This window comes from Paenibacillus sp. FSL R7-0204 (assembly GCF_038002225.1).
Lineage (GTDB): Bacteria > Bacillota > Bacilli > Paenibacillales > Paenibacillaceae > Paenibacillus_AQ.
This window is the reverse complement of record NZ_JBBOCA010000001.1, coordinates 2,678,663-2,694,895: the sequence shown is the minus strand read 5'-3', so window position 1 is coordinate 2,694,895 and position 16,233 is coordinate 2,678,663. Positions and strand designations below refer to the sequence as shown.

Sequence of the window (16,233 nt, the reverse complement as noted above, 5' to 3'; positions counted from 1 at the left end):
ATTACCTCCCGATCGCCTATTTCACAATGGCAGCGAGCAACATATTTATATTACATATGGGGAAAAGCGGGTGAACAGGAGATGGCCTATTACAACAACAACGGATATGACAGCGCGGGCGGTAACGGCGGCAATGGCAGTAGCAGCGGCATTAACGGCCACGGAGGGAGCGGCAGTGACGGCCCTGTAGAAACCGAGGAGCTCAGTGCAGAGGATTATGCGATTATTGCTGCCGGCTTCGGTGTGCTCGGGGAACTGTTTGCTTTTTTCTCTCTGGTAAAAGCCAAGCAGGTGACCAAGGAAACTGGCGGAAAGGTAACTACAGACATCGACCCGGTGTTGTTCGTGCAGAACCGCAAAAAAAAAGCAGCCAGACGAAAGTCCCGCCGGCTGCGTTGAACGTATATATTTTTCGAACCCATCGCTTACTTCAAAGGTATGACCTCATGCTTCGTAAATATGGCCTGCACCTTCTCCCGCAGCTCCGCTTCGGGCAGAAGGACAATGACAATAATATGCTCCAGATCGGCATGCTTCGCATACGCTTCCGCATCCTCATGCGGAATTCCCATCCCGATCAGGCTGACCGCAAGTCCATCTGTCTCCAGATCCGCTCCCGCCAGCTTGCGGGCTGCCGGACCTGCTGCGACCGCAGAATCGCCCACCATATCCAGGCCTACCCCAAGACCGCGGGCTGTACCGAACAAGCCATTATTCCCCCGCCCCGTCTCCACATCCCCAATCGCGGCATCCTTGCTGATGATCTCCAGCGTGTTCTTCTGCTTCGTGACAGCCGAGATATGCTTCGCCTTGATCCCAATCTCCTTCAATTCCTCGATCGCCAGCACCGCATCACTCCGGTGTCCAAAAATCCCCAATATCAATGTTGGCATGCGGCATCCCTCCTGTTAAGGCGATATTACCACTCTTCTCGGGCATTGAACCCCTTCCTTGAACCTTGTTTGTAGCAACGGCTCCAGCGGGTTGTGAATCAATCTCTTCTAATTCGGTTATAAAGATACGTATACATAAACATAACTTAAGAGATTGGGGGGGCTGCTGTGCTTCAAAGCAAGTATTTCCGGACCTGCCTGGCCATTATCGCCTTTTTGACGATTTTGTACTTAGGCTCCAAGGTCATTTTTCTGTTCACACCGCTGGTCTCTATCATTCAACTGCTGCTCGTACCCATGATGCTGTCGGGCTTCATGTATTATCTGCTGCGGCCGGTCGTCAACTATCTGGGGACCAAAAATGTAAACCGCGGGCTGTCCGTGCTGCTGATCTATCTTGTGTTCACCGGGCTGTTCGTTCTATTCTGGGTGCTGGTCTGGCCTACACTGCGCGAGCAAATCCAGAATTTCATCGACAATACGCCGTATCTGGTCGAGGGTATACAGAATCAGTTCAACAAGCTCCAGAATGATCCGGCGTTCTCCCGCTTCTTCAAGGGTGACACGGATGTGACCACACGCCTGACAGAGTATTTGAACAGTGCCATTAACTGGGTGACCAATTCGATGTCCAACCTGATCACAGTGATCTCCAGTATTGTCGTGGTTATCGCTACCCTGCCGATCATTCTCTATTACATGCTGAAGGACGGGCACAAGCTGTCCCCGATTCTTCAAGGCCTGATTCCGAGAAAGTACCGCAAGGAAGGCCAGGAGATGTTCAAGGATATTGACTCTGCACTCAGCGGCTTCATCGTTACACGTGTCCTGCTTAATGTGGTGCTGGGCGTGTTGCTGTACATTGGGTTTTTGCTGATCGGCCTGCCTTACTCTCTGCTGCTCGCCGTGATCTCCATCCCGCTGAATTTCATTCCCTATGTGGGCTCGCTGCTGGCGGCGGTTCCGGTTGTTATCGTGGGGTTCATCGAATCGCCTTCGATGGCGATCTGGTCAGCGGTCGTTATCCTGATTGCGCAGCAGATTCAGGATAACGTGCTGTCCCCGGTCATCTACGGCAAGTCACTGGATGTGCATCCGCTGACCACGGTGCTGCTTGTACTCGTGGGGGGCGACTTCTACGGCCTAATCGGCGTACTCATTGCGCTTCCGGTCTATATGATTATCAAAATCATCTTCCTGCGCATTTACGAGATCATTGTCGCCGAAAGGGTGGATCAGCCCGCACCCGAGCCCGGCGCTCCGCCGGGAATTGAGATCGAGATCGTCAAGGACGATAAGCTATAGTAAAGCAACCCCACAAAGTGGGGCTTTAGCGTAGGTGATAACTCAGGTACTTTGCGGGGGCCCCAAAACATATAAATTCTTATCTTTTAATAAAAAGCCCTCCGGTGCATCTTCGCGCCGGAGGGCTTTTCAATGTATATGCTTGGATGTATCCGGACTTCAGCCACGCAGCGAGCGGACCACGAAAGTGTGGTTGCCCTTAGGCAGGTTCTGCCCGCCATACAGCGTCACGGAGCCTTTGGTATGTGCGATGATCGTCGCATTGAATGCAACCAGCTGGTCCCCTTTCCAGACAGTAACCGCTGATTTGAAATAGACGGCATTATCAAACTGCAGACGTTCTGTCATAATATATCCGACCGAATGGAGAACCGGGGGCAACGCTCTCTCTTTGGGAGCCAAAGCTTTGATATATACAATATCGCGGAAAGGGACGGCAATCTCCTGATGCCCGATGACGGCCACCGAAGCTGCAAGATCCCATCTGCGCAGAACGCCTTTCATGATCGTATATGGCTGCTCGCCGCAGTACATAATGACCGGTCTGCCAACCCAATGCTTCATGGCTCCACGCCCTTCCCTGTGCCTGAACTACTTATACCCTCGGTATAGACCAGTCTATACCCTGAAGCCCATGCTGTTCCAGATACTGGTTGGCCTGAGAGAACGGGCGGCTGCCCAGAAATCCCCGGTGTGCAGAGAACGGACTCGGATGCGGGGACTGAATCACCTTATGTCTGCTGCGGTCAATTACCGCGCCCTTTAGCTGGGCATGGCTGCCCCACAGGATGAAGACCATCGGTTCTGTCCGCTCGTTCAGCTTCTCCATGATGGCATCCGTGAAGGTCTCCCAGCCCAGACCTTTATGCGAATTCGGCTGGCCCTCGCGTACTGTCAGTACGGCATTAAGCATCAGCACGCCCTCTTCTGCCCAGTGCAGCAGCGATCCGTGACCCGGTACCTCTACACCAAGATCACTGTGCAGCTCCGCATAGATATTACGCAATGACGGCGGAATCCTTACACCCGGCTCTACCGAGAAGCTAAGGCCGTGGGCCTGTCCTGCGCCGTGATAAGGGTCCTGTCCAAGAATAACTACCCGGGTCTTGCTGTAAGGCGTCAGCTTCAGCGCCGAGAACAGCTTGTCCTTCGGGGGATAGACTGTATACTGCTTGTACTCGCGTGCCAGGGCATAGCGCAATTCCTCGAAGTAAGGCTTCTGCGTCTCTTCCTGAAGCACTTCATCCCAATCGTTGCCAAACATTCGGTTCTCCTCCCAATTCCCCTGCTATTAGTATTGTTTCATAACCTGTTATTAACCAGAGTAACAGGAATTTATTTGCGGCCTTGTTCACTTTATAAGTGCGTAATGAGAATTATAACATGATAAATAGCGCTTAATCCATGGCATACTTGAATAACTTATACCAGTATAAAGTGGTTTCGATATTAGGATGATAGGACTGCTTCAGTGTGTCAACACCACCTAATATGAATCCTTGTTTCACATAAAATCTGCATGCCCCAAGATTATCATCTTGCGCTTCCAGGGACATTCCTATAAGCTGTCTTTGCTTTGCCCACTCTTCTGCTGTATTTAAGAGCAGCTTTCCGGCTCCACTGCCTCTATATTCTTTTTTAGCAGCAATGTTCTCAATATAACAGAAGCGGTTCCAGTCCTGAATTATTCTAATTTGTCCTATGCAGGTATTATTCATATAAGCTAAAAACAAAGCTTTATCCTCTCGGTTGATATACTCGCTCCAGTCAAGGTTGTCATCCGGAAAGCGTGTTTCTCCGGTTTCCTCAAAAAGAACTTCTGTATAAGACCATCTTCCGGATTGTAAACTGGGAACCACTCTGCCATACAACTCAAAATAATCATTTGTCAGATTGATATCCTCTATTAATTCATGATTTAACGGCACAATAGTGAGTTTACCTTCACTGTCCAAAAGTTCACACTCCCCTCATTTAAAAGGGCGGAACGGAACCCCCTTTGAACCTGCCGGGTTTTGCCGTTTCGCCCTTTCTTTCTACTAAGACTTGCGGCCATAGTCCGCCTTGATTTCGCCCCATGACTTCGTCTGCCATTTCAGCACCTTGTTGTTATAGGTGTGGGTCCTCAGCCAGCTCTCCGCCCGGTCAATCAGCTGCCAGATCTCCTCTGTAGAGGCATCCCGGGGCAAGGTCGTCGCCACCTTTTTCTGCTTGACCCATTTCATTGCATTGACAGAATCACTGTAGACCGTCTTACTGCTGCCTTCCTTCTTAAGCAGAGCCAGTGCATGCACTATCGCCAGGAACTCTCCGAGGTTATTGGTCCCTTTACGGATCGGACCGCAGGAGAAAATGACATCCCCGGTCTGGGTATCCACGCCTTTGTATTCGACCGGTCCGGGATTCCCCCGGGTGCCTACATCCACGGAGATGCTGTCATAATCAATCTCCTCAGACGTCTCCACGCCGGCGCTGCGGCTCCAGGACTTGCCTGACTTGCTTGTGCCGGACATTCCTGAAGCTGCTGCACCCGTTCCCCAGTTGCCCTTCCAGCCTGCCTTGAAGGCTGTCTCAGCAGCAGCCTTGCTCTCATAGGATTTATATTTCGCTCCGGTATAATGATCCGTCTGCGCCTGGCATTCCGCCCATGTATTATAGACTCCAGGCTTCTTGCCTTCCCATACTACGTAGTATTTCTGCTTAGCCATTCCTGTTGCTCCCTCCTGCCGTGTAACCTTAATCCAGATTCATATTGTAATGCATACCGCGTTCATATTGAAGCCTGAATACACTCGCACACCTGCTGATCCCGAATATATATTGGATAATTACCGGCAGGCGCGTTCATACTAATACGGCAGCTTAGTCCAGCACAGCAAGCGTAGTATCGGCAATGGTCTGGAGCTTGCCCGTATCCTGTGTTGCCTTGACCATAACCCGCAGACCCACCAGGGCATTGTGCAGATACGCAGCCAGCGCCGGAGCCGGATGCCGGGAGGATAGTTCTCCGGTCTCCTGTCCATGCAGGATCAGCCGTTCAATTAATCTCTCTGTATTCAGAAAAGCCTCATTCGCCCGGCCAGCAGCTTCCGGATCATGACCCGACAGCTCCACTGCCGTATTCACCAGCATACAGCCCTTCGGCTCTGTTTCACTTCTATGGATGGTTGCTTCGAATAAGAGGCGGATGGCTGCCTTGGCAGAGGTGATGCCCTCAATCCGGCTCTCCAGCCTGGAGCTTTGGAGGGAAGCAAAGCGCTCCAGCGCTTTTATATATAAGGTATGCTTGTCTCCAAAGGTGTCATACATGCTTCGCTTGTGAATTCCCATACCGGTTACAAGATCCTGCATGGAGGTCTTCTCATAGCCCTGCTGCCAGAAAATCGTCATTGCCTTGAGCAATACATCATCAATGTCAAACTCTTTGCTTCGCGCCATGATCATGCTCCTTTCGCGGTCTATTTTACCATTTATAGAACGATCGGTAAATATTATTGTAGCAGTGTTAACTGGATCACATTAATTCCGTACCAATCATTCTATATTAATTTCAAGGAAAATACCATCAGCATTACACACCTAAAGGAGGTTATCACATGAGAAAGATCGCAGTAATACTGGCGGCATTCACCCTGACTCTGCTCATCGGATGCGGCAACGCAAACAAAAATGCAGGCAATACCGGCACAGCAGCGAACACCGGCAATACGGCGGCTACCGCTGCACCGGATGCAGTCACTTCGGCTTCGGTAGTCGATAACGGGGAAGCCTTCAAGAAGGCGATCAGCAAAGACGGCACCTGGATTGCAGCTACGCTGAAGGACCTGAGCTTCTCTGAGGAGCTTGTGCTCGACGGACAATTCATCCATAAGGAAGAGCCTGCCCGCAAGATCGCGCTCTATACCCAGGATGCCGATCACAACATCACGAACTCCTTCAAGCTATCCGCTCCGAAATTGACGATCCGCAGTGAGAATGCCCGGATTCAGGGAGGGACCTTTGTGGGTGATGTCTATGTGGAGGCTGACGGCTTCTCCGTCGTGAATGCCACCATTGAAGGCAATGTCTATTTCTCCGATGACAAGTACCAGGCTACCTATTCCGCAGCAGATCAGGGTAAGGTAACCGGCGTCACTGAAGTGAAAAAATAACGCGGCAGGGTGCGGGGTGTTCCTCTTCGGGCAAGCGGCCGGGGAGAACACCCTCTTTTTACATTGTTACCCTTGAAAAGAGGTGCTGGCCTAATGAAATTCATCCGTAAGTATGCTATCCTTCCCCTTCTGCTCCTGATGCTCTCCTCCTGTAACGGACAGGATGCAGCGGAGCCGGAACCGCAACAATACCGGATTCAATCCGGTCATGATCTGAGTATCCTGACGACGAGCGACACCCATTATTTAGCGCAGGAGCTTAGGGATCTCGGGCCTGCCTTCCAGCAGTTTCTGGCTGCCGGTGACGGCAAGCAGCTCGGCTACAGCAAGGAGATGCTGGAGGCGCTGGGCTATGATATCGGAATCCGCAGGCCGGATGTGGTGATTATCAGCGGGGATCTCAGCAACAACGGGGAAGAAGCCAGCCATAAGGAGCTGGCCGGACATCTGAAGCGCATTGAGCAAGACACCGGAACCCGGATCTATGTGATTCCGGGCAATCACGATATCCAGAATCCCTGGGCCCGGAGCTTCCGCGATAAGCGCCAATACGCCACAGATTCCGTGAGCGCCAAGGCATTCCGCAAAATCTATGGCAGCTTCGGTTATGATGAAGCCCTGCTGAGAGACGAGGATTCGCTCAGCTATCTGGCTGCCCCGTCAGAGGAGCTATGGCTGCTCATGCTGGATACTGCACAGTACGGAGACAATAAAGCGCTTGGCCATCCCCAGCTGGAGGGCCGGGTCAGTGACCGGACCCTGGAATGGATCGCCGCCTGCGGTGCGAAGGCCGCTGCCGCAGGCGCGCAGCTCGTGACGGTCATGCATCACAGCCTGTTGAATCACAGTGAATTCATTCAGGAGGGCTTCACTATTGAGGACCATGCCAAGGTTACAGATGCCTTAATGAAGAGCGGTGTGCGGACGGTTCTCAGCGGGCATATACACATTCAGGATATCAGTGAATACAGTCATGACGGGGAGCGCATCTATGACATCGCCAGCAGTGCTTTGTCTGTTTTCCCCCATCAATATGGACTCTTAACCTATTCCTCCGCCCATCAGACTCTGGATTACAGCACTGCAAGATTAGGGATGGAGCAATGGGCTGCTGCCACCCGCAATACCGATCCGAATCTGTTGGGCTTCAGGGCCTACAGTGAAGCCAATTTCCGCAAGCGGTCTGCCACCCGGAGTTATTCCCGTCTGACTGAAGACCCCGCCTACGCCCGTTATACGGAGGCTGAGCTGAAGCTAATGGCTGACGTTGTCGGAAGGCTGAACGAGAACTACTTCGCAGGCTCTGCCAGTACGGGCAATGCTGCCGTGACCGCTACAGAAGGCTACCGGCTCTGGCAGGATGCCCCGGCAAGCGGAACGAGAAGCTATGTTCTGAAGATGGCCTCGCAGCAGCCGAAGAACAATCATGAACTGCATGTCCAGCTTCCTCAGCGGTGATGTTTGAATACGTAGAAATAGGTGCAAAATAGACAGGTATGCTTACATCTATTGCTGAGGAGATGAAGACCACCATGTTTACACGTATGGATGAGATTATGATTGAAATCCCGGACGTTGAGAAGCCAGATCCTAATGCGGCGGCAGCGGTACAGGAGCTGCTCGGGGGCAAGTTCGGTGAGATGTCCACCCTGAACAACTATTTGTACCAGTCCTTTAACTTTCGTTCCAAAGAAAAGCTGAAACCCTTCTATGATCTGGTGATGAGCATTACGGCTGAGGAGCTGGGACATGTTGAATTGGTCTCCCACGCCGTGAATAAATGTCTGAGAGGTTCGACGGACTATAAGAAGCCGGATTCCACGCCGCTGGGGGATGTCAAAGACGCACGGCTGTCTTATCACTTCCTGGCGGGCGCACAGGGAGCCATGCCGTTCGACTCTATGGGCAATCCATGGACCGGAGCCAATGTGTTCAACAGCGGCAATTTGGTGGAGGATCTGCTGCATAACTTCTTCCTGGAGTGCGGAGCCAGAACCCATAAAATGAAGGTCTACGAAATGACCGACCACCCTGCTGCCCGGGCGGTAGTCGGCTTCCTGCTTGTCCGTGGGGGCGTTCACGTAGTCGCTTACGCCAAAGCCCTGGAGATTGCCACAGGCGTTAATGTGACCAAGCTCGTGCCGATTCCTTCCCTGGACAACAAAGCTTTCAATGAAGCCAGGAAGTATGAGGAAAAAGGCGTCCATACCAAGCTGTACACGTGGAGCGATAAGGATTTCAGCTCCATTGACCAGATCTGGAAGGGCACTCACCCCGAGGACGGGCTTCCGCTGGAGGTCATTCAGGGTGTACCGAAAGGCTTCCCTATCCCCGAAGCCCCGGAATCGAAGGAAGAATTCGCACCGGGCATCTCTGAAGAGGAGTTCAAGGAGATTGCCAAACGGCTGAAAATGGCCGGGAATATTCATGACTAGCAGCCAGAGCCAAGCCTAGCGAATAACAGCACCCATAGAGAAGCGGATGTCCTGAAAGCCATGAACTGGCTGCCGGAACATCCGCTTTGTTTGGGTATGGACACTTGTAAGATCTCCGCCTTATAACTCGGGCTCAAGCTGCAGTGAGGTGTCGGCTACAGCCCGCCCATTCACAAGCAGCACAATCGTATGCTCACCGGGATAGTGCTTGCGTGTAGTCAGGTTGGCCCAGCGGTGGGTCCGGGTACCGGAGAGTCTGGTGCCTCCGGGCACGGTTTTGTCGGATAACAGAAACAGCTTGCGCGAGATCTTGCCGCCGGCCTTGATGAAGTTAATCCCGTATTCAATACGGATGCGTACCGGACCGCCCTCCCGGATCGTCAGAGCGTATTGCAGCTCACCGTGCTCCCCGATCCGCAGTACAGCCGGGTCAGCCGCCAAGGCAGCCGAGCTGACCAGCGGGGTGCTGCTCTCCTCCGGAGCATATCCGAACAGCTCCATGATCTCAGGATCGGCCTTGCGGATCAGTGAGCGGCAGCCATGCCGTACAATCCAGTTTGTGTTCACATTACTGCCCAGCCAGCGGCGGGCGGTGGCTATAACGACATCGGGGTGATCCTTCGCGATATCGTTCAGGTTGTTGGCTACACTTTTGCGCACATAGAGTGACGGGTCAGCCTTCAGCTTCTCCAGCAGAGGTAATAGCGGAGACGGGTCGCGCTTGAACACCGGCAGCGCCTGGCCCCAGGGCAGACGGGGACGGCTTCCCTCGCTGGCGAGACGCCGCACATGCTCCCCCGGATGCTCCGCCCAGATCAGCATCTGGTCCATCATCGCTTGCGGATCACGCAGCAGGAACGGCCTGACGGCAAATTCCGCCGAGGACCCCGGGGTGAACCGCTCCAGCGCCTCCATCGACAGCTCCCAGTGCTCCCCGCTTCCGCCATACACCTCCACGAAATCCGGGAAGATCAGATACGGGAAGCCGACACAGTCCTTATCTATCGCATACAATATCTTCAGCGCTTCCTCATAGGCCGGGGGCAGGCAGCTGCCCAGCGTCTCTGTAATCCGCCGCATCCGTGCCTTCAGCTCCAGCTCCTCCCACGGCTCCTTCATCGCCTCAGCAACGAAGTGATCCAGCTCGAACGAACCGTAGGCGGTTTTAATTTTCATTCCCAGGCTGTGCAGGAATTCTTGGTTGTACATTGCTTTTAGGGGCTCGGCCATTCTTTGAATTCCTCCTGCTGATGTAATTGGATTCTCTTATGATGAGAGCATACCATACGAACCGGACATCCCTGTGTCAACTTTCGGCTGGATATATATACACAAAGTATAGCCTATGTTCAAAACCGGCAGCCTGTCGTACAATAAGATTTAAGTTTTTTCCCGCTGACAATGAAATATATTTCGATGAAAGGACTGGGACTTTTTGCCACAGACACTTGTTAAAAACATTGATTTTTTCGTAGCCGCACTGTCACAGACCTTCGTATCCGCCCTCCAGCTTGACCCTGACGGAATGTACTCCCAGGTAGGCAGCGGAGTCGTTGAGAAATTCTCTGATGAGTACGTCCGGCTGAAAAGATTCGACGGCACCACCTCGCATTATGCCCGCGATATTACGAAATTCCAGCACAACCATGCCTGAGAAGGCTTCGGGGTCTCTTCATCAAAGGAGAAACAGCGCTCGCCTGTCATCCTACCTCCCCTCTTCAAACGCAGACCCTGGACCCTGATCCGGGTCTGTTTTTGCGTTCAATTTTCACAAAATATTAACGTGTGCATTCCAATAAACTATTGACTTGACGCTGCTGGAGAACTAAACTGAAATCGTTAACAATTCCATGTACCCGGAGAGAACCTATGATTACCATCAAAGATATTGCCCGTGTTGCCGGTGTGTCCCATACTACCGTATCCAGGGCGCTGAACGGCAATCCGCTGATCAAGAAGGCCACCCGGGATAAGATTGAACGGATCGCCGCCGAAATGAATTATGTGCCGAATTACAGCGCCAAGAGTCTGGTCACCAAGAAATCGTTCATCATCGGCCTGTTCTTCTCCAGTATTGAGCAGGGGACTTCCGCAAGCTTCCTGGTGGATGCCATCAAAGGCATCACGCATAGCCTAGATGAGAACTATAATCTGACGGTGAACGGGATCGACGGTGTGCAGCATTTCAGCAATATTCAGCCCCAGCGCTTCGACGGCATTCTGGTCATGAGCCAGAGCGATGAAGACAATACCTTCATCTATCATGTGAAGAAGATGGGCATTCCGCTAGTGGTGCTAAACCGCCAGCTGGAGGACCCGGGCATCATGAACGTAGTGGCCAATGACCGCGAAGGCGTGAAGGAAGCGATTGATTATGCTGTGAAGCAGGGTCACCACAAGCTGGCTATTATTGAAGGCAAGCCCGGCTTCAAGTCCTCAAGCGAACGTAAGCAGGGCTTCCTGGACAGTCTGATTGCAGGCCGGCTTCCGCTAAATCCCGATTATTTTGCCTCAGGAGATTATAGCATTGAGAGCGGATATGCCGCGATGAGCAAGCTGCTTAGCCTGGAGGACCGGCCTACGGCTGTGTTCTGCTCCAATGATGATATGGCGATTGGCGCCATGAATGCCTGCTATGCGCACAAAGTCCGGGTGCCGGAGCAGATCTCACTGATCGGCTTCGATGATATGATGTTCGCCCGCTATACGAATCCCGCCCTGACCACCGTCCGCAAGCCGATCGCCGAGATCAGTGAGCTGGGCATCACTATGCTGATCCAGCTGCTTCAGCAGCCGGAGACCCCGCCGCAGCAGCTGTTCGTCAAGACTTCGCTGGTTGTACGGGATACGGTAGCCGCAGAATAACTCTGCCAGAACCCCAGCCGCTATTTTCTGCAGATACGGAGCCTTCCTGGAGAAGTGAAGGAATTCCGTATCTTGCTTAAAATAAAATGTTAACGTGTGCAATTTATCACTGTATTCTAAAGGAGATCATGACACTATGACAAACCGTTTATCCAGAAGCACTCACCCGGGGCTAACCCTCCATCCTGAACGGATGATCCAGTTCGGCGAAGGCAACTTCATGCGTGCGTTCGTAGACTGGCAGCTGCAGCAAATGAACAATCAGGATCTGTTCAACGGCAGTGCCGTCCTCATCCAGCCTATTGCGCAGGGACCCGGAGGAGTAGCTGAACTGATGACCGCTCAAGACAACCTGTACACTGTGCTGCTTAACGGCATTATGGACAACGAGACCGTCAATTCCCGCGAAATTATCAGCTCGGTCAGCCGGGTGATTAACCCATATATGGATTATGAAGCTTATCTCGCGCTCGCCGAGAATGATGATCTGGAGTTCATTACCTCCAATACTACCGAAGCCGGTATTGCCTATCTTCCAGGCGACCGCGCAGACGATGCTCCCCCTAAGAGCTTCCCGGGCAAGCTGACTGCGCTGCTTCACCGCCGCTTCGAGCTTGGCAAGAAAGGCTTCGTCATTATCCCTTGCGAGCTGATTGACCGTAACGGCGAGAAATTGCAGGAGATCGTAGAACGTTATGCGGCTGACTGGAACCTTGGCGCAGAATTCCTGCAATGGCTGAAGTCCGAGAACACCTTCTGCTGCAGTTTGGTAGACCGGATTGTTCCTGGTTATCCGCGTGACCAGGCTGCTGCCCTCGAAGCTGAGCTGGGCTATCTCGATAACGTAATGGTAACCGCAGAACCTTTCCTCTTCTGGGTTATTGAAGGGCCGGAGTCTCTGGCAGAGCGCCTGCCGCTGGCTAAGGCCGGACTGAATGTCGTAGTGACACCGGATATGACCCCTTACCGCGAACGCAAGGTTCATCTGCTGAACGGACCTCATACCGCTATGGTCCCTCTGGGCCTGCTCGCCGGTCTTGAGACGGTTGAAGACGTCATGAACGACGGTACCTTCTCCCGCTTCGTGAAGCAGTTGATCGAAGAGGAACTGATCCCGATGCTGGATCTGCCTGCTGAGCAGCTATTGTCCTACGCCGATGCCGTGCAGGAGCGCTTCCGCAATCCGTTCATCCGCCATGAGCTGACCTCCATCTCGCTCAACAGCATTTCCAAATTCAAGGCCCGCCTCCTCCCGGTCCTGCTTCGCTACCAGCAGGAACGCGGCAAGCTTCCGGAACGGATGACTCTCGCCTTCGCCGCCCTGCTGCTCAGCTACCGCGGCGACCGTATTCCCCGGCAGGACGGCGCAGAGGTACTGGCAGTGTTCGATCAGGCCTGGAGCCAGCCGGCCAGCTTCGTGAACACTATTCTTGCCGACACCAGCCTGTGGGGACAGGATCTGACCCAGCTGCCGGGATTGGCTGATACGGTTGCCGCCCACTTGCAGCAGCTGGAGCGTGAAGATTCCCGCGCGGCATTGCAGGAACTCGTCGGCTGAACCCGGTCGTTTGTATGAAAAAGCTCAGGGAAGTCCAGACTCACAAACTTTTTAGGAGGGCCAACATGAAGAACTTAATGAAAATGAACCCGAGAGATACGGTAGCTGTAGCCTTGCGGCCGATTGCTGCCGGAGAAGAACTGACGATAGACGGACTGACGCTTCAGGCTGCCCAGGAGATTCCGCAGGGTCATAAGATTGCCCTGACCGATTTCAGCAGCGAAGACATCATTACCAAATACGGTTCCCCGATTGGCCATGCCACAGCTCCGATTGCGGCAGGCGACTGGATTCATACGCATAACATCAAAACCAATCTGTCCGGCGAGGAAGAATACGAATATGTGCCTGATGTCCATCCGGTAATCTATCCGCGCCGTGATCTGACCTTCCAGGGGTACCGGCGGAGTAACGGCAAGGTGGGCATCCGTAATGATCTGTTCATTATTCCGACTGTGGGCTGTGTGAACGGCGTGGCCGAGCAGATGCTTCAGGAGTTCAAGGCTGAGCATCCCGATCTTGGCGGATTCGACAACCTGACCGTGCTGAAGCACCCTTACGGCTGCTCCCAGCTGGGCGATGACCACCGTATGACCCGCAGCATTCTGCTCGATGCCGTTAATCACCCCAATGCAGGGGGTGTACTCGTCTTTGGCCTTGGCTGCGAGAACAATATCGTCTCCGAGTTCCGCAGCATGCTGGGTGACTATGACGAATCCCGGGTTAAATTCCTGGTAGCCCAGGAAGTAGGCAATGAGCTGGAAGCCGGTCTTGTGCTGCTGGAGGAGCTGTATGAAGCCGCTGCGAACGACGTTCGTGAGCCGGTTCCGCTCAGCGAGCTGAACATCGGGCTGAAATGCGGCGGCTCTGACGGGTTCTCCGGCATCACGGCCAACCCGCTGCTGGGCGCATTCTCCGACTTCATTATCTCCCAGGGCGGAACCTCGGTACTGACAGAGGTGCCGGAAATGTTCGGTGCGGAGAAGGTGCTGATGGCCCGTGCGGAGAGTAAGGAGGTCTATGATGATATCGTCTCGCTGATCAATAACTTCAAGCAGTATTTCCTCTCTTACGGCGAGCCTGTCTATGAGAATCCGTCTCCGGGCAACAAGGCCGGCGGCATCAGTACGCTGGAGGACAAATCGCTCGGCTGCACCCAGAAGGCCGGATCGTCGCCAGTCGTGGATGTATTGCAGTATGGCGTGAAGCTGCGCAAAAAAGGACTGAGCCTCTTGCAGGCTCCCGGCAATGATCTGGTCGCTGCCTCCGCGCTTGCCGCTTCGGATTGTCAGCTCGTGCTGTTCACAACCGGCCGCGGCACGCCGTTCGGCAGCTTTGTGCCTACGGTTAAGGTAGCAACGAACAACGACCTTTTTGCCAAAAAAGGCCACTGGATGGACTTCAACGCAGGTCCCCTGCTGGAAACGCCGATGGCCGATGTGCTGGAGGAATTCATCACATATATCATTGATGTTGCCAGCGGCCAAAAAACACGGAATGAGCAGAATGAAGTGCGTGAGCTGGCTATTTTCAAAACAGGCGTTACCTTGTAGAACTTATTCCAATCCATTCAAAGGGAGATCCTATTCATGTTCCTAAACGAGGACTTCATGTTGTCCGGCGAAACAGCACGGCTACTCTTTCATAATCACGCCAAAACCATGCCCATTATCGATTACCACTGCCATCTGGACCCGCGTGAAATCTATGAGGACCAGCCATTTGAGAATCTGACCGCAGCCTGGCTGTACGGCGATCATTACAAGTGGCGGCTGATGCGCGCGAACGGCGTGCCTGAATCGCATATTACCGGCGACGCCTCTGATTATGATAAATTTCTGGCCTGGGCCCGTACACTGCCTAAGGCAGTGGGCAACCCTCTGTATAGCTGGACGCATCTGGAGCTCCGCCGTTTCTTCGGTGTAGAGGAGCTGCTGAATGAAGCCACGGCGCCGGCCATATGGGAGAAGGTCAACGCCAAGCTGGTTGAACCGGGCTTCACCCGGCGCGGACTGATCCGCAGCAGCGGTGTCAAGGTGATCTGCACCACCGATGATCCGGCAGATTCCCTGGAGTATCACAAGCTGCTGCAGGGGAGTGAGACCGCCTTCCAGGTGTTCCCGACCTTCCGTCCTGACAAGGCGCTGAACATCGATGCTGAAGGCTTCGCCGCCTGGACCCTTAAGCTGGAGTCGGCCTCCGGACTGCCGGTCAAGAGCTATGCCGGGCTGCTGGATGCCCTGCGGAACCGGGTTGCCTTCTTCCACGAGCAGGGCTGCCGCCTGTCGGACCATGCGCTGGATATCCTACGTTATGAAGCGGGTGAGCCTGAGATCGTTGAAGCTATATTCGCCAAAAGAATGCAGGGTGCTGTGCTGTCACCGGAGGAAATCACCCGCTACCGCACAGAGCTGCTGACCGCGCTGATCGGCTTCTATCATGACAAGGACTGGACTATGCAGCTTCATCTGCATGCTTACCGCAACAATAACACGCCGATGTTCCAGCGATTGGGACCGGATACCGGCTATGACGGCATCAACGATCTGCCGCTGACCACAGCGCTGTCGCAGCTGCTGGACCGGGCCGAGAGCGGCAGCGGCCTGCCGAAGACGATCCTCTACTCGCTGAATCCCGGCGACTACCCTGCCCTGCTGGCTCTGCTGGGCTGTTACCAGAAGGACACTCCCGGCAAGCTCCAGCTTGGCTCCGGCTGGTGGTACAACGATACGCGCAGCGGCATGCGCCAGCAGCTGACCCTGCTGGCCGAAGGCAGTCTGCTCGGCAACTTCGTCGGCATGCTGACCGATTCGCGCAGCTTCCTGTCCTATACCCGGCATGAATATTTCCGCCGCGTACTGTGCGGGCTGCTTGGTGAACTCGCCGAACGCGGGGAAGCGCCGGATGACCTCGGCGTCCTGGGGGCTATGGTAGAGGATATCTCCTACAATAACGCAGCCGGGTATTTCGGGTTCCAGACTGCCGGCAGCGCAGCCGGCGTCTCCGTCTAGATGGAGGAATGCTGA

Annotated in this window: 17 protein-coding genes; 10 read left to right on the top strand and 7 right to left on the bottom strand. The window is 53.7% G+C overall.

Annotated features, from left to right (window positions below; all coding sequences use genetic code 11):
• Nucleotides 1-81: 81 nt before the first annotated feature.
• Complete coding sequence (locus tag MKX42_RS11820; protein ID WP_340752678.1) at nt 82-399, top strand: hypothetical protein; 318 nt, start codon at nt 82-84, stop codon at nt 397-399.
• Nucleotides 400-425: 26 nt separating this feature from the next.
• Here the strand turns inward: MKX42_RS11820 and MKX42_RS11815 are convergent, their stop codons facing one another.
• Complete coding sequence (locus MKX42_RS11815; protein WP_340752677.1) at nt 426-893, bottom strand: hypothetical protein; 468 nt, start codon at nt 891-893, stop codon at nt 426-428.
• Nucleotides 894-1,061: 168 nt separating this feature from the next.
• Here MKX42_RS11815 and MKX42_RS11810 point away from each other — a divergent pair, with 168 nt between their 5' ends.
• Nucleotides 1,062-2,198 (top strand): AI-2E family transporter, encoded by a 1,137-nt coding sequence (locus MKX42_RS11810; protein ID WP_340752676.1) that lies wholly within the window; start codon nt 1,062-1,064, stop codon nt 2,196-2,198.
• A gap of 159 nt (nt 2,199-2,357) precedes the next feature.
• Here the strand turns inward: MKX42_RS11810 and MKX42_RS11805 are convergent, their stop codons facing one another.
• The 5 genes from MKX42_RS11805 to MKX42_RS11785 form a co-directional block, all read right to left on the bottom strand.
• A complete protein-coding gene (locus MKX42_RS11805; protein WP_340752675.1) occupies nt 2,358-2,762 on the bottom strand; it encodes a hypothetical protein in 405 nt (134 codons plus the stop codon).
• Nucleotides 2,763-2,793: 31 nt separating this feature from the next.
• Nucleotides 2,794-3,462 carry a uracil-DNA glycosylase gene (gene ung / locus MKX42_RS11800; RefSeq protein WP_340752674.1) on the bottom strand — a complete coding sequence of 223 codons (669 nt, stop codon included), beginning with the start codon at nt 3,460-3,462 and terminating at the stop codon, nt 2,794-2,796.
• A 133-nt stretch (nt 3,463-3,595) separates the two neighbouring features.
• Complete coding sequence (locus MKX42_RS11795; RefSeq protein ID WP_340752673.1) at nt 3,596-4,153, bottom strand: GNAT family N-acetyltransferase; 558 nt, start codon at nt 4,151-4,153, stop codon at nt 3,596-3,598.
• An 84-nt stretch (nt 4,154-4,237) separates the two neighbouring features.
• Nucleotides 4,238-4,906: a ribonuclease H gene (rnhA, locus tag MKX42_RS11790; RefSeq protein WP_340752672.1), complete on the bottom strand. Its 669-nt coding sequence runs from the start codon at nt 4,904-4,906 to the stop codon at nt 4,238-4,240.
• Nucleotides 4,907-5,060: 154 nt separating this feature from the next.
• Entirely contained in the window at nt 5,061-5,636 is a 576-nt protein-coding gene (locus MKX42_RS11785) for a TetR/AcrR family transcriptional regulator (protein ID WP_340752671.1), read from the bottom strand.
• Nucleotides 5,637-5,794: 158 nt separating this feature from the next.
• Between MKX42_RS11785 and MKX42_RS11780 the strand changes: the two genes are divergently transcribed.
• The 3 genes from MKX42_RS11780 (at nt 5,795) to MKX42_RS11770 (ending at nt 8,784) form a co-directional block, all read left to right on the top strand.
• Nucleotides 5,795-6,349 carry a hypothetical protein gene (locus MKX42_RS11780; RefSeq protein ID WP_340752670.1) on the top strand — a complete coding sequence of 185 codons (555 nt, stop codon included), beginning with the start codon at nt 5,795-5,797 and terminating at the stop codon, nt 6,347-6,349.
• A 93-nt stretch (nt 6,350-6,442) separates the two neighbouring features.
• The gene (locus MKX42_RS11775) at nt 6,443-7,807 is read left to right on the top strand and encodes a metallophosphoesterase (protein ID WP_340752669.1); all 1,365 of its coding nucleotides are present in this window, start codon (nt 6,443-6,445) and stop codon (nt 7,805-7,807) included.
• A 74-nt stretch (nt 7,808-7,881) separates the two neighbouring features.
• On the top strand, nt 7,882-8,784 hold the full coding sequence (locus MKX42_RS11770) for a manganese catalase family protein (protein ID WP_340757670.1): 903 nt from the start codon (nt 7,882-7,884) through the stop codon (nt 8,782-8,784).
• Between the two features lie 120 nt (nt 8,785-8,904).
• Here MKX42_RS11770 and MKX42_RS11765 read toward each other — a convergent pair whose 3' ends face one another.
• Nucleotides 8,905-10,014 carry a hypothetical protein gene (locus MKX42_RS11765; RefSeq protein ID WP_340752668.1) on the bottom strand — a complete coding sequence of 370 codons (1,110 nt, stop codon included), beginning with the start codon at nt 10,012-10,014 and terminating at the stop codon, nt 8,905-8,907.
• Between the two features lie 205 nt (nt 10,015-10,219).
• On the opposite strand from MKX42_RS11765, the gene MKX42_RS11760 reads away from it, so the two are divergent.
• The 5 genes from MKX42_RS11760 to uxaC all read left to right on the top strand — a co-directional run bounded on the left by MKX42_RS11760 (nt 10,220) and on the right by uxaC (nt 16,218).
• The gene (locus MKX42_RS11760; protein ID WP_036698535.1) at nt 10,220-10,438 is read left to right on the top strand and encodes a hypothetical protein; all 219 of its coding nucleotides are present in this window, start codon (nt 10,220-10,222) and stop codon (nt 10,436-10,438) included.
• Between the two features lie 215 nt (nt 10,439-10,653).
• A complete protein-coding gene (locus tag MKX42_RS11755; RefSeq protein ID WP_340752667.1) occupies nt 10,654-11,649 on the top strand; it encodes a LacI family DNA-binding transcriptional regulator in 996 nt (331 codons plus the stop codon).
• A 136-nt stretch (nt 11,650-11,785) separates the two neighbouring features.
• Nucleotides 11,786-13,207, top strand: a complete 1,422-nt coding sequence (locus MKX42_RS11750; protein WP_340752666.1) for a tagaturonate reductase — start codon at nt 11,786-11,788, stop codon at nt 13,205-13,207.
• 65 nt (nt 13,208-13,272) lie between these two features.
• Complete coding sequence (locus MKX42_RS11745) at nt 13,273-14,760, top strand: UxaA family hydrolase (protein ID WP_340752665.1); 1,488 nt, start codon at nt 13,273-13,275, stop codon at nt 14,758-14,760.
• 36 nt (nt 14,761-14,796) lie between these two features.
• On the top strand, nt 14,797-16,218 hold the full coding sequence (gene uxaC, locus MKX42_RS11740; protein WP_340752664.1) for a glucuronate isomerase: 1,422 nt from the start codon (nt 14,797-14,799) through the stop codon (nt 16,216-16,218).
• Nucleotides 16,219-16,233 lie beyond the last annotated feature (15 nt).